The organism is Streptomyces sp. NPDC051561 (genome assembly GCF_044454195.1).
GTDB lineage: Bacteria > Actinomycetota > Actinomycetes > Streptomycetales > Streptomycetaceae > Streptomyces.
On sequence record NZ_JBITDM010000012.1, the window covers coordinates 96081 to 110586 of the forward strand.

Annotated in this window: 9 protein-coding genes; all 9 read left to right on the forward strand. The window is 71.3% G+C overall.

Going from position 1 to position 14506, the window contains the following annotated elements; translation table 11 throughout:
• Positions 1-25: 25 nt before the first annotated feature.
• The 9 genes from ACIA73_RS25155 to ACIA73_RS25195 are packed head-to-tail and all read left to right on the forward strand — an operon-like array spanning position 26 to position 14506.
• Positions 26-1342: a nucleotide sugar dehydrogenase gene (locus ACIA73_RS25155; protein WP_399440936.1), complete on the forward strand. Its 1317-nt coding sequence runs from the start codon at positions 26-28 to the stop codon at positions 1340-1342.
• Between the two features lie 52 nt (positions 1343-1394).
• Positions 1395-2639: a glycosyltransferase family 4 protein gene (locus ACIA73_RS25160; RefSeq protein ID WP_399441090.1), complete on the forward strand. Its 1245-nt coding sequence runs from the start codon at positions 1395-1397 to the stop codon at positions 2637-2639.
• Positions 2636-4000, forward strand: coding sequence for a Wzz/FepE/Etk N-terminal domain-containing protein (locus ACIA73_RS25165; RefSeq protein ID WP_399440937.1), 1365 nt, complete (start codon positions 2636-2638; stop codon positions 3998-4000). The genes ACIA73_RS25160 and ACIA73_RS25165 overlap by 4 nt, the downstream gene beginning before the upstream one ends.
• Positions 3997-5517, forward strand: coding sequence for a Wzz/FepE/Etk N-terminal domain-containing protein (locus ACIA73_RS25170; protein ID WP_399440938.1), 1521 nt, complete (start codon positions 3997-3999; stop codon positions 5515-5517). Before ACIA73_RS25165 ends, ACIA73_RS25170 begins: the two co-directional genes overlap by 4 nt.
• A 3-nt stretch (positions 5518-5520) precedes the next feature.
• Positions 5521-7455, forward strand: coding sequence for an asparagine synthase (glutamine-hydrolyzing) (gene asnB, locus ACIA73_RS25175; RefSeq protein WP_399440939.1), 1935 nt, complete (start codon positions 5521-5523; stop codon positions 7453-7455).
• A 35-nt stretch (positions 7456-7490) separates the two neighbouring features.
• A complete protein-coding gene (locus tag ACIA73_RS25180) occupies positions 7491-9680 on the forward strand; it encodes a bi-domain-containing oxidoreductase (RefSeq protein ID WP_399440940.1) in 2190 nt (729 codons plus the stop codon).
• Entirely contained in the window at positions 9677-11656 is a 1980-nt protein-coding gene (locus tag ACIA73_RS25185; protein ID WP_399440941.1) for an alginate lyase family protein, read from the forward strand. The genes ACIA73_RS25180 and ACIA73_RS25185 overlap by 4 nt, the downstream gene beginning before the upstream one ends.
• Positions 11657-11664: 8 nt before the next feature.
• On the forward strand, positions 11665-13200 hold the full coding sequence (locus ACIA73_RS25190; RefSeq protein WP_399440942.1) for a right-handed parallel beta-helix repeat-containing protein: 1536 nt from the start codon (positions 11665-11667) through the stop codon (positions 13198-13200).
• A 1-nt stretch (position 13201) separates the two neighbouring features.
• Positions 13202-14506 (forward strand): O-antigen ligase domain-containing protein, encoded by a 1305-nt coding sequence (locus tag ACIA73_RS25195; RefSeq protein ID WP_399440943.1) that lies wholly within the window; start codon positions 13202-13204, stop codon positions 14504-14506.

Consider the following 14506-nt stretch of genomic DNA (forward strand, 5'->3'; position numbering starts at 1 on the left):
GCCTGCCCGGGGGGAGGAACGGGATATGAGGATCAGCGTCTTAGGGCTCGGCTACGTGGGCTGTGTGTCGGCCGCGTGCCTGGCCGGTATGGGGCACGAGGTCATCGGGGTGGATGTCAACCAGGTGAAGGTCGACCTGGTCAATGACGGCAAGGCCCCGGTGGTCGAGGAGCGGATCGGAGAGCTCGTCGCCGAGGTCGTGCGGACGGGGGCGCTGCGCGCCACCGCCGACGTCCGCGAGGCGATCATGAACAGCGAGGTGTCGCTGATCTGCGTCGGTACGCCGTCGGAGCCCAACGGCAGCCTGTGCACCACCTACTTGGAGCGGGTCACCGAGCAGATCGGCGCCGCTCTGGCGGAGCGGGGCGGGCGGCACACCGTGGTGTTCCGCAGCACCATGCTGCCGGGCACCTGTCTGAATCTGTTGGTTCCGATCCTGGAGAAGGCCGTCGGCGGTATGGCCGGGGTGGATCTCGGAGTCGCGGTCAACCCGGAGTTCCTGCGCGAGGGCTCCAGCGTGCGGGACTTCTTCGACCCGCCCAAGACCGTCATCGGCGAACTCGACGAGGCGAGCGGCGATGTGGTGGCGGCGCTGTACGACAGCCTGCCCGGCGAGGTGTTCCGGGTGCCGATCCCGACGGCAGAGGCGATCAAGTACGCGGACAACGCGTTCCACGGCCTGAAGATCGGCTTCGCGAACGAACTCGGCGCTGTGTGCCAGGCGCTCGGCGTGGACTCGCACCAGGTGATGGATGTGTTCCTGGCCGACCGGAAGCTGAACATCAGCCCCGCCTATCTGCGGCCCGGCTTCGCCTTCGGCGGCTCCTGCCTGCCCAAGGACCTGCGCAGCCTGGTCCACGCGGCGCAGCGGGCCGACGTGTCGGTGCCGATCCTCTCCCATGTGCTGCCCTCCAACTCCGCGCATCTGCAACGTGCGGTGGAGCTGGTCGAGCGCACCGGCAAGCGGCGGGCGGGACTGTTCGGGCTGTCGTTCAAGCCCGGCACCGACGATCTGCGCGAGAGCCCGCTCGTCGAGCTGGCGGAGACGCTGCTGGGCAAGGGCTACGACCTGAAGATCTACGACGCGAACGTGAGCCTCTCCCGGCTGCTCGGCGCGAACCGCGAGTACATCGAGACCCGGCTGCCACACCTCGCGCAGCTCCTCGCGGACTCCGTCGAGGAGGTGCTCGACCATGCCGAGGTCTGCCTGGTCGGGACCAGGGACCCGGCCGTGCTGGCGGCGCTGCCGCACGGGGACGGCCCGGTGCTCATCGACCTCATCCATCTTCCCGACGCCGACGCGCGCCGGACCGAACCGGGGTACGTGGGCCTTGCTTGGTAACACATCGCACGACGGCACACCGCTCGAAGGCACACCGTATGAAGGCACCGCGATCGAAGGCACGGCAGGTGGTGAACGTCAGGTGAGGCGCGCGCTGATTCTGGTGGAGAACCTGTCGGTGCCCTTCGACCGGCGGGTGTGGCAGGAGTGCACGACGCTGCGCGACGCGGGGTGGGAGGTGCATGTCATCTGCCCGCGCGGGGAGAAGCGCGACACCGAACCGGAGGCGGTGATCGACGGGGTACGGATCCACCGCTACCCGTTGCGCGCGGCCACCGGTGGTCCGGCCGGCTATCTGCGGGAGTACGGGGCGGCGTTGTGGCACACTGCCCGCCTGGCCCGCAAGGTCGGCCCGGTCCATGTGGTGCACGCGTGCAATCCGCCCGACCTGCTGTTCCTGCCCGCGTTGCGGATGAAGCGGCTCGGGTCGCGGTTCGTCTTCGACCAGCACGACCTGGTGCCGGAGCTGTATCTGTCCCGGTTCGGCCGCGGCAAGGACCTGCTCTACCGCGCCGTGTGCGGGCTGGAACGGCTGACCTACCGGGCCGCGGACGTGGTGCTCGCCACCAACGAGAGCTACCGGGACGTCGCGGTGAGCCGTGGCGGCAAGCGGCCCGAGGAGGTCTTCGTGGTGCGCAGCGCCCCGCAGACCGACCGCTTCCAACCGGTGCCGCCCGAACCGGAGTTGAAGCGCGGCAAACCACATCTGCTGTGCTACCTCGGCGTGATGGGCCCGCAGGACGGGGTCGACTACGCCCTGCGCGCCCTGGCGAAGCTGCGCGACGAGCTCGGGCGGACCGACTGGCACGCGGTGTTCGTCGGTTCCGGGGACGCCTTCGACGCGATGGTGGAGCTGTCGGAGCAGCTCGGGCTCGGTGACCGGGTGGAGTTCACCGGACGCATCCCGGACGCCGATCTGGTGCGCCGTCTCTCCACCGCGGACGTGTGCCTCTCCCCCGACCCGCGCAATCCGCTCAACGACGTCTCGACCATGAACAAGGTCCTGGAGTACATGGCGATGGGCCGGGCGATCGTCTCGTTCGATCTGAAGGAGGCGCGGGTCTCCGCCGGTGACGCCGCCGTCTACGCGCCCGCCAACGACGAGGCCGAGTTCGCGAAGCTGATCGCGTTGCTCCTGGACGATCCGGACCGGCGAGAGCGGATGGGCAAGATCGGCCAGGAGCGGATCGGCGGGGAGCTTTCCTGGCGGAACTCGCAGGCGTCGCTGCTCGCCGCGTACGCCGCCGCGTGCCGTGGCCGTGTTCCGGTGCGGGCGCGGAGGAGGCGGCCCCGTTGAGCGAGGACACGATTCGCCTGGCCACGATCGGGCGGATCCTCCGCCGTCGCCGGCGGCTGCTGGTGGTGCTCACCCTGGTGGGCGCGCTGGCCGGCTTCGGCGTCTCGGTGCTGTTCCCGCCGCAGTACACGGCCAACGCGTCGGTCCTGCTGCCCGGGCAGTGGGACGAGCGCGGACTGCTGACCCAGGTGAACATCGCGACCAGTTCCTCGGTGGTCGACCTCGCGGCCGCGGAGCTGCGCTGGGGCGGCGCCGGGGGCGCCGAGCTGCGCGACCGGGTGAGCGCCAAGCCCGCCGACGGAAACATCATCGTGATCTCCGGTACGGCCGAGACCCCGGAGCGCGCGATGCGGCTTTCCGATGAACTGGCCCAGCAGTTCGTCCAGTTCGCCACCCGGATCACCGGCGGCGGCAGCACCGACGCGACCCTGGGGCTGGAAGCGCTGCGCAAGAAGGTCGAGGAGACCAACCGCCGCATCACGGCCCTGGCCGGTGCGGCCGCTCCCGGACAGACCGTGGAGAGCGTGCAGGCCCGCACCTCGCTGGAGAAGCTGCGTATTTCGCTGGAGGAGGCCATGACCAAGCTGGACCAGGCCGACCCTGCGAACGAGAAGACCCGCCTGGTCCTCATGGGGCCGTCGGCCCGCCCAACCGCGCAGACGCCGCCGACGAGGGTGCAGCTCATCGGCGCGGGGGCGCTGCTGTTCCTGCTGCTCGCGGTCGTCGGCCATCTCGCCGCGGCGCGGATGAACCGCCGGCTGCGCACCGAGCAGGAGATCACCGCGGCGCTGGGCTCGGCTCTCCTGGGCACCGTGGACGTACCGGACGAGCGGGGCGCGCACGTGCCGCCGGGCAAGGGACCACGTGCCCGGATCGGCCGGCTGCTCGGCCTGGACACCCGGTGGGACGTACCGGTGCCGCAGCGTTCGGCCGACGAGGCCGGTCGGCAGATCCGCTATCAGCGGGTGTGTGCCCGCCTCCGGGACGGGCTTTTGGCACCCCGGCGCCTGCTGGTGGTCGTGCCCGACGGGGACGAGATCGCCCGCAGGGCCGCCCGCCACCTGGTCGCCGAGTCGCAGGGCGATCCGGTGCTGCGGGTGGTCGAGGTCGCGGTGGACGGGCCGATCGTGCCGGACCGCGACAGCGAGTCCGGGGCCCTGGTCGTCCTCAGTGCGGGCAACTGGACCGCCGAGGACCTCGACCAGATCGCCGGGGCGTGCGCGGACGGCCATCACGAGGTCGTCGGTTTCGTTGTGGCCGGCCCGGTCCGGGCCCGTACGGAAGGTTCCGCGGGAACTTCCGCGGACGGCTCCACTCCGGCGCTCGCCGTCGGCAGTAGTGCGACGGGAGGTTCGGAGTGACGACGGGTACGACTTCTGAGACGTCGGCGGCCACTCCGCTGTTCGACCTCCAGGGCCTGGTGGCCGCGGTGCGCAGGCGCCGCTTCCTCTGGTGCTCGATGGCCCTGCTGGGGCTGCTGGTCGGCGCCGCGGTGGCCGTCGTGCTGCCACCGCCCCCGGCCGCGGTGACCCAGGTCCTGGTCGCGCACCGGGAGGACCAGCCGAACGACACCGGAACCCTGATCCGTACCGACGTCGCCCTCCTGGCGACCACCCGGATCGCCGGCAGCGCCCTGAAGTCCCTCGGGTCCCCGGACAAGCCGGAGGACTTCATGCGGGACTACCGGGGCACCGGACTGACCAACAACCTGCTGCAGATCGATGTGACGGGTGACAGCGAGGCGGACGCGGTGGCCCGGGCCAAGGCGCTGGCCGACGCGTTCGTGGCGGACCACGTACGGCGGATGCAGGGCTCCGCGAAGGCCGAGGCCGACGCACTGATCACCCAGCGCGACCGGATGCGGGAGGAACTCGCCCGGGTCAACGAGTCGATCGGGAACCGCCCGCCGCAGAGCGACCCGCGGGACGCGGCGAACGTCGAGACGCTGTACGCCCGCAGGGCCGAACTCAACTCGCGGATCGCCGACTTCGACCAGCGTGCCGCCCAGGCGCGCACCGGCACGCCCGGGGTGGTCGCCGGTACGCAGATCGTGGACGCCCCGCGCGTGGTGCGCCACTCCGTGCCCAAGGCGGCCGTCACCAACGCCGGGATCGGGCTGGCCCTGGGGCTTTTCCTGGGGCTCGCGCTGGCGGCGGTCGCCACCCTGGTGGCGGACCGTCCGGTGCTGCGCCGGGACATCGCGGCGCACCTGGGCGCCTCGGTCATCGCGGAACTGCCCGGCAGGCCGGGCAGCGTGTGGCGGCGCCGGAGGACCCGGACGGCTCGCAGCCGTCTCACCACCACCCTGGCCCGCACGGTGCGCGGCTCCACGGAACCGGTGTCGCTGCTGGAGCTGGGCTGCGCGCGCAGTACCGGCGTGATCGCCCTGGACCTGGCCGGGGCACTGGCGGCGGACGAGCCCGTGGTCGTCGTCGACGGCCTGGCGGACCAACGGCTGGCGGGCCGCCGCCCGAGGCCGGGAGATCCGGTCGTGATCAGCGGTGACAGCGCCGACGCCAGGTCGGACCATACGCACCGGCTCGGTGTGGGTTCGGTGGCACCCGGTACGGCGTGGACCGATCTGCAGTACCTCGGCACCCGGACCGTCCTCGTCGTGCGGGCCGGTCGCGGCAGCGCCGCCTGGCTGCACACCGTGGCACGGCAACTCGCGGACCAGCACATTCCGGTGATCGGTGTGGTGCTGGTGGACCCCGATCCCCGCGACCGGACCGACGGCACGCTGTGGGACGGGCTGCACACCGCGCTGCGCGGCCGCAGCGAGCCGCCGGCGCCGCGGAACGGAACGAGCAGGCGCCGCACCGAGCGGCAGCCGGCCTGGGCCGCACAGGTCCCGGAAAACGATCAGGAGGCGCGGTAGGACATGTGTGGCATCGCAGGTACATACCGATGGCCGGACGGGAAGGCCGTGACCGACCGGCTCACCGACGTCCTCGCGCATCGCGGCCCGGACGGGGCGGGCCGCTACGGCCACGCGGCCGGTGACGGCGAGGTGCAGCTGGGGCACCGGCGACTGGCGATCATCGACCTCTCGGGGACCGGTGCCCAGCCGATGGTCTCCGACGGCCTCGCCCTCACGTACAACGGCGAGCTGTACAACGCACCGGAGCTGCGCGCCGAACTGGAGTCCGGCGGGGTGCGGTTCCGCGGCACCTCCGACACCGAGGTGGTGCTGGAGGCCTGGCGGCGCTGGGGCACGGACTGTCTGCCCCGGCTGCGCGGCATGTTCGCGTTCGGGATCTTCGACGAGCGCACCGGTGAACTGGTGCTGGTCCGCGACCAGTTGGGCATCAAGCCGCTCTTCCTCGTGCGGCGCGGCGGGGGCCTGATGTTCGCCTCGGAGCTCAAGGCGCTGGCCGCCGCCACCGGCGGCTCGCTGGAGGTGGACCACGCGGCACTGGTGGCCTCGCTCCTCTACTACTGGGTGCCGGACTCCCGGTGCGCGCTGCGCGGGGCGGAGAAGCTGCCGCCGGGGAGCTGGCTGAGGTGCCGGCCCGACGGCCGGGTGGAGCGCGGCCGGTACTGGAACCTGAAGGACGTCGCGGCCGAGGGCCGGGACCGTGCCCTCAGCGGCGAACTTCCGGACCTGGCCGCCGTGGTGGAGGAATCGACCCGGCGTCACCTGCTGTCCGACGTACCGGTGGCGACCTTCCTCTCGGGCGGTCTCGACTCCAGCTATCTGACCGCGCTGGCGGCCCGGGACCGGCCGGGGATCTCCGCCTACACGATCGGGTTCCGCGCCGAGGACGCCAAGTTCGAGGCGATGCCGGACGATCTGCGCTACGCCCGGCAGGTGGCCGCGCAGTTCGGCGTGGACCTGCACGAGATCGAGATCGCGCCGAACGTGCTCGATCTGCTGCCGCGGATGACGTACCACCTCGACGAGCCGATCGGTGACCCCGCCGCGATCAACACCTTCCTGATCTGCCAGGCCGCCCGGGAGGCCGGGGTCAAGGTGATGCTGTCGGGGATGGGCGCCGACGAGCTGTTCGCCGGGTACCGCAAGCATCTGGCCAACGTGCTCGCGCTGCGCTACCAGCGCGTCCCGCGCCCGTTGCGGCGCGGTCTGTCGGCTGCCGTGGACCGGCTGCCGGTCGCCTCGGCCCGCAGGGGGTACCGGTCGGTGCGCTTCGCGAAGCGGTTCCTGTCGTTCGCCGACCTGCCGCAGGAGACGGCGTTCCGGCGCAGCTACACCATGTACGACCAGGACGAGCTGCTGGCCCTGATCAACCCGGATCTGGCCGCCACGGTCGACGACGTGCTGACCGAGCACGCGGACGTCTACGAGGACAACGACCTCGACGACTTCGTGAACCGGATGTGCCTGGGCGACTCCCGGATGTTCCTGCCGGGTCTCAACCTCGCCTACACGGACCGTTCCAGCATGGCCGCCTCCACCGAGGTACGGGTGCCGTACGTGGACGTCGAGGTGGTCAGGGCGGCGTTCGCGGTGCCCGGCAACCGCAAGATCGTCGGGCGGCAGGGCAAGGCGGTGCTCAAGGAGGCGGCCACCTCGGTGCTGCCGAAGGAGATCGTCTACCGGCCCAAGGGCCTGTTCAGTGCCCCGCTGCGGGCCTGGATGAGCCGGGATCTGGCGCCGCTGGTGCGGGAGGTGGTGAACGACGGGGTGCTGGTGCGTTCCGGTTTCCTGCGTCGCGACGCGCTGGCGCGGATGGTCGCCGAGGACGCCGCCGGGCAGCGGGACTTCTCCAAACATCTGTGGCACGTACTGACCCTTGAGTACTGGTACCGCGAAGCGACCTCCGGTTCCGGGCAGAGCACGCGTCCAGCCGCTTAGAGCCTGTCTGTCAGGACATTTCAGAGGAGTTCGTGGTGAAGCAGGTTGTGCAGAATTACAAGAGCGGCGAGCTGGCGGTGCTCGACGTGCCGGTACCGGGATGCAAGCCGGGCGGTGTGCTGGTGCGCACCGTCTACTCGCTGATATCCACCGGTACCGAGCTGATGAAGGTGTCCGAGGCGGGCATGTCGATGCTGGGCAAGGCGCGTTCGCGCCCGGACCAGGTCGCCAAGGTGGTGCAGAGCGTGGCCGCCCAGGGGGTGCCCGCCACCTACCGCAAGGTGATGGGGAAGCTGGACTCCTACACACCGCTGGGCTATTCGCTGTGCGGGGTGGTCGAGCAGGTCGGTGCCGGGATCGACGAGGTGAAGGTCGGCGACCTGGTGGCCTGCGCGGGCAATGAGCACGCGCTGCACGCCGAGCTGAACTGGGTGCCGAAGAACCTGTACGCCCCGGTGCCGGACGGCCTCGCGCCGCAGCACGCGGCCTTCGGCACCGTCGGGTCGATCGCGATGCAGGGTGTCCGCCAGGGTGAGCCGCAGCTCGGTGAGGTGGCACTGGTCATCGGTCTCGGGCTGATCGGGCAGCTGGTGGCGCAGCTGCTGACCGCTTCGGGGGTACGCGTGGTCGGGGCCGACCCGGACCGGGGGCGCTGCGAACTCGCCGAGCGGCTGGGCGCCGTGGCCTGCGGCGACCCTTCCTCCGCGGGCGTCGAGGCGGCCGTCGCCGAACTCACCGGCGGTCACGGCGTGGACCAGGTGTATCTGGCTGCGGGTGGCGGCAGCAACCAGCCCGTCGAGCTGGCCGCCCGGCTCTGCCGGGACCGCGGCCGGGTCGTCGACATCGGCAAGTGCCGCCTCGACCTGCCGTGGAACGCGTATTACGAGAAGGAACTCGACGTCCGGTTCTCCCGGTCGTACGGTCCCGGACGCTACGACCCGGAGTACGAACTCGACGGGCGGGACTACCCGATCGGCTACGTGCGCTGGACCGAGCGCCGCAACCTGGCGTGCTTCCTCGATCTCGCCGCCCGGGGGCGCGTCGACGTGGACCCGCTGGTCTCGCACATCGCCGCTTTCGATGACGCGGTCGAGACGTACCAGCGTCTGAAGGACGGCGACCTCAATGCCGTGGCGGTGTTGTTCCGCTATCCGGGCCACCCGGAGGAAGCAGCGCCCGCCCCGACGGTGACGGTGCCCGCGGTGCGGCGCCGCTCCTCCCCCGCCCGGCCCGTCAGGACACCGGTGCGGCTCGCGTTCGTCGGCGCCGGGAACTACGCGACGTCGATGCTGCTGCCGCACCTGACGGGGCGCGAGGGTGTCGAGTTGTCGACAGTGGTCACCACGACGGCGCTGTCGGGGGCCAACGCGCAGCGGAAGTTCGGCTTCGCCCGGGCGACCACCGATCTCGACGCCGTACTGGGCGACCCGTCGATCGACGCGGTGTTCGTGGTCACCCGGCACAGCTCGCACGCCGAACTGACCCGTAAGGCACTGCTGGCGGACAAGGCCGTATTCGTGGAGAAGCCCCTGGCGCTCACCCAGGACGAGCTGGCCGGGGTGCTCGAAACGGTGGAGGAGTCCGGCAACGACCGGTTGCAGGTGGGCTTCAACCGCCGGTTCTCGCCGCTGTTGCAGGAGGCCAGGAAGCAGTTCGGTGCCCGGACGGGCCCGGCGAGCCTGCGCTATCTGATCAACGCGGGCCGGTTGCAGCAGGGCAGCTGGTACCTCCGGCAGTCCTGTGAGGGCTCGCGGTTCGAGGGCGAGGGCGGGCACTTCATCGACACGGCGAGCTGGCTGCTCGGCGCCGACCCCCTCTCGGTGTACGCGGTCGCCTCGTCCGGCAACGAGGACCTGCAGATCGTGCTGCGCTACCCGGACGAGTCCACCGCCACCCTCAGCTACGTCACCACCGGTACGTCCAGCTTCCCCAAGGAGACGCTGGACCTCATCGCGAGCGGCAAGGTGCTGCGGCTCGACGACTTCGTCCGGGCCTCGGTGTTCATGGACGGCGCGGTCGGCCGCAAGCGGTGGGTCAGCTCCCGCCTGCCCAAGGCCCAGGACAAGGGGCAGAACGCCGAACTGGCCGCGTTCGTCAGGGCGGTGAGGACCGGCGGGCCGATGCCGGTGCCGCTGGAGTCGCTGGTCGCCACCACCGCGGCCACCCTCGCCGTGCGGACGGCCCTGACCGGTGGCGCGCCGGTGACCCTGGCGAGGCCCCGATGACCACGAGCCCGCTCTGGTACCTGCGCCGGCTGTCCCGGATGGGACCGCGGGAGGTGGGCGGCCGGGTGGCTGACACGGTGCGCAGGCGGCGCTGGCGGTCGGCGCTGCCCGACTCGCCCGCCGTGACCGGCGCCCGGTTCACCGCGGTGCTGCCCGCCGGTGCCCTCGACGGGGTGCCGGCCGGGGCCGCGAAGCGTCTCGTCGCCGAGGCGGACCGGCTGATGGCGGGGCACGCCGAGTTCTTCGGGGTGGTACGGGACGACCTGCTCGACCCGGACTGGTGGTTCGACCCGAAGACCGGCCGCCGGGCCCCGTGGGGTTACGCCTTCGACGTGCCGTACCGCAACGAGGAGGCGGTCGGGGACATCAAGCAGATCTGGGAGCCGTCGCGGCACCAGTACCTGACCGTGCTGGCGGCCGCCTACGCGGTCACCGGGAACGAGCGGTACGCGGAGCGGGTGGCCGAGCACCTGAGGCTGTGGTGGGCGGCCAACGCACCGCTGCGCGGGGTGCACTGGATCAGCGGCATCGAGCTGGGGATCCGGCTGCTGTCCTGGGTCTGGGTACGCCGCCTGCTCGACGGCTGGCCGGGCGCGGCCGGGCTCTTCGAGGACAACCCGGTGGCCCGCAACCAGATCTGGCACCACCAGCGCTGGCTGGCCGCCTTCCCCAGCCGGGGGTCCTCGGCCAACAACCACGTCATCGCGGAGGCCGCCGGGCAGTTCGCCGCTGCCTGCGCCTTCGACTGGTTCCCCTCGTCGGCGCGCTGGCGCGTCGACGCGCTGCGGTCGCTGGAGCGGCAGCTGCGCGGCAACACCTTCGGTTCCGGTCTCAACCGCGAGCTGGCCACCGAGTACCACGGGCTGGTGCTGGAGCTGGGGCTGGCCGCGGTGGCCGAGGCCGATGCCGCCGGGGTGCCGGTCCCCACGACGGTCCGCCTGGTGCTGCTGCGGATGACCGACGCGCTGGCGGCGGTCGTGGACAACCGGCTGCGGCCGCCGCGCCAGGGGGACGCGGACGACGGGCACGGACTGGTGGTGGACGGCCCCGGCACCGACCGCTGGGCCTCGCTGCTGGCCACCGGGGACGCCGTGTTCGGGCGGCTCGACTGGTGGCCGGAGGTGGGGGGCACCGATGTGCGCACCCCGCTGCTGGCCGCGCTCCTGCGGCCGTACGCGAACAGGGAAACCGACGCGAAGAGGGGGACCGTGGCCCGCCCGGCGGCGCGGCCGGACCACTTCGCCGATGCGGGAATGACCATCCTGCGCGGCCCGGAGGAGATCTGGTGCCGGTGCGACGGCGGGCCGCACGGGTTCCTGGCCATCGCCGCGCATGCCCACGCGGACGCGCTGTCGGTGGAGGTACGGCACGACGGGGTCGACGTACTGGCCGACCCGGGGACGTACTGCTATCACGGGCAGCCCGAGTGGAGGAAGTACTTCCGCTCGACCCTCGGGCACAACACCCTGGAGCTGGACGGCGGTGACCAGTCCGCCTCGGGCGGCCCGTTCCTGTGGACCCGGCACGCCCGCAGTCGCGTCCTGGTCGCGGACACCTCCGGTGCGGAGGTGTCCCGCTGGAGCGCCGAGCACGACGGCTACCGTGGGTCGGTGCACCGCCGCCGGGTGGAACTGACCGCCGCCACAAAGGAGTTGCGGGTGGTGGACGAGGTGCGCGGACCGCGCCGGGCGGTGCGGCTGGCGTTCCACCTCGGCCCGACGGTCACCGCGGACCTGGTGGGGAACTGGGCGATGCTCACCTGGACCCGGGACGGCGAGGAACGCTCCGCGGTGCTCGACCTGCCCGGCCGGCTGAGCTGGCGCACGCACCGCGCCGAGAGCAGCCCGGCCCTGGGCTGGTACTCGCCCGGCTTCGGACGCAAGGAACCCGCCACCACGCTGGTCGGCACCGGCTTCACCGACGGCACGGACACGGGCGCGGACGGGTTCACCACCGTGCTCAGGTTCGGCGACTAGGGGGACGCATGGTGATCAAGTGGCGGAAGTGGGCGTTACCGGCGGCACCTCTGGTGCTGGTCCTGCTGGCGGCGACGGGCTGTACGGACACGCCGGACCCCACCGGGAAGCCGTCCGGTGCGCCGCCCGCACCCGGGGCGTCCACCCCGGTGGCCCGGGTGTGCGCCAACCCGGAGCCCGGCCCCGCGCAGGCGCCGGCGGGCGCGGTGACGGTCGACCCCGCGGTGGTCGGCGACCTGGCCACCAAGACCACCAACAGCCCGCCGAACACCACGTTCTGGCTGCGGCCCGGCACGCACACGCTGGTGCCCGAGCAGTACGCCCAGGTCATCCCCAAGAAGGGAAACCGCTACCTCGGCGCACCGGGTGCGGTGCTCGACGGCCGCAAGGTCAACCAGTACGCGTTCGGCGGTCCCGCCACCGGCGTCACCCTCCGCCATCTGACCGTGCAGGGGTTCATCCCGCCGCAGGACGAGGGCGCGGTCAACAACTCCTCGTCCGACGGATGGGTGATCGAGCACACGACCATCCAGAACAACTCGGGCGCGGGGATGATGACCGGCGCCCGTCAGCAGGTCCGCGCCAGCTGCCTGCGGAACAACGGGCAGTACGGAATGAACGGCTACAAGGACGGCGACACCATTCGCGGCCTGGTCGTCGAGGGCAACGAGATCACCGGCAACAACACCGACGACTGGGAGCGCAGGCGGCCGGGCTGCGGCTGCACCGCGGGGATCAAGTTCTGGGCCGTCAACGGCGCCGACATCCGCGGGAACTGGGTGCACGACAACCGCGGAGCCGGGCTGTGGGCGGACAACAACAACAACGACTTCCTCTTCGAGAACAACGTCCTGGAATCCAATGACGGCACCGCGCTGATGTACGAGACCAGTTACAACACCGTCATCAGGAACAACACGATCCGGCGGAACAACTGGGTCGGCAGCCGCCGGCTGGCCGAGCGCGGCGACCCCTTCCCGTACGCGACGATCTACATCTCCGAGGCCGGTGGCGAACCACGGGTCAAGGCCCGCACGAACAAAATCGAGATCTACCGGAACCTGCTGGAGAACAACTGGAACGGGATCACCCTGTGGGAGAACTCCAACCGGTTCTGCAACAGCCCGGCCAACACCTCCACCGGTTACTGCACCTTGCTGGTGAAGGACACCAAGCGCTGCGCGCAGCCCGCGATCGCGGGACCGCCGCTCTACGACGACTGCCGGTGGAAGACCCAGCGGGTGGACATCCACGACAACCGCTTCGTGCTGGACAAGGCGGTCGTCAAGTGCACGGTGGAGTGCGGCCTGATGGCGGTGCTGTCCAACTACGGGACGTACCCCGACTGGTCGCCGTACAAGGCCAAGAAGGTCTCCGAAGCGCTCCTGCACAAGCAGGGCAACCGCTGGCACGACAACGTCTACGTCGGACCGTGGAGCTTCATCGCCGACGACCCGGGCCAGAAGCTGGACACCCTGCGCTGGCAGGGCGTGCCCTACCGGCAGGACAAGGGCAGCGAGTTCGTCCCGAAGGCGGGTGGCTGAGATGGCCGGACACCTGATCCGCGGCGGGCCGGCGAAAGGTTTCGACACGACCGACGCCCCGCCCGGCGGCGGACTGCGCCCGGCCGGCACGCCGAGGGCCGTCGGCGTGGTGTGGGCCCTGCTGGGCCTCAATGTGCTCGGTTCCGCCGGGGCGCAGACCATCTTCACCATCCCCCGTTCGCTGATCCAGATGGTCACCATGGGCGCGCTGGTCACCGCTTTCGCGCTGGCGCTGGCGCTCAATGTGCGGCTGCGGATCCGGGCGAGCGCCTTCGTGCTGCTGCTCACCCTGTTGCTGCTGCCGAGCGTGATCTCCAGCGCGGACCTGGACTCCGGGTTCGGCGCACTGTTCCGGTGCGCCAGGCTGACACTCTTCGTGGCCACGCTGTGGCTGCTGACCCGCTGGTGGGACGGGAGTCTGACGTTCGTCAGGACGCATGTCCGGATGTACTTCCTGGTGCTGGGGACGGCGGCCGCGGGACTGCTCATCTCACCGGGCGCGGCCATGCCCGAGCTTTACGGCGGGCGGCTGGTCGGCGCGTTGTGGCCGCTCACCCCGCCGCAGATCGGGCAGTACGCCGCGGTGATCATCGGGCTCACCGTGCTGCTGGTGCTGGGCCGCCGGACCACCGGGGCGAGCGCGGCGGTGGTCATCGTGCCGTCCCTCGTCCTGCTCGTGCTGACCCACACCCGGACGGCAACCATCGGTCTGCTGGCCGGGCTGGTGCTGGGAATCGGTTCGCTCCTGCTGACCTCTCCCGCCGCCCGCCGGTTCTTCACCTGGTCGGTGCTGTGCGCCGTGGTGATCGCGGTGGCGTTCGCGCCCGCGCTCCAGGCGTGGTTCCTGCGCGGCCAGAGCCAGGAGTACTTCACCAGCCTGACCGGCCGGGCCAAGGTGTGGGACGCGCTGCTGGCGGCTCCCCGGAGCGGCGCGGAACTGTTGTTCGGCACGGGACTGGGTGACAAGTCGTACGGCGGGCTGCCGATCGACAACAGCTGGCTGGCCGTCTATTCCGAGCAGGGCCTGTTCGGGGTGGTCATCGTGGTGGCGCTGCTGATCGTGCTGGGGGGCGTCGCGCTGCTGCGGCCCCCGTCGCTGCCGAGGGCCTGCGCGCTCTTCCTGATCAGTTACGTCGTGATCTCGTCGTACACCGAGGCCGGACTCGGTGACGCCTCGGCGTATCTGCTGCACCTGGCGCTGGCCGCCTCGCTCCTCGCGGCCCCTGCCGCGGGCAGCCATCCGCTGACGCCCGCGGTGCTGCGGCGCCATGTGCCGCGCTGGGTCCGCAACCGGGAGGTGACTTGA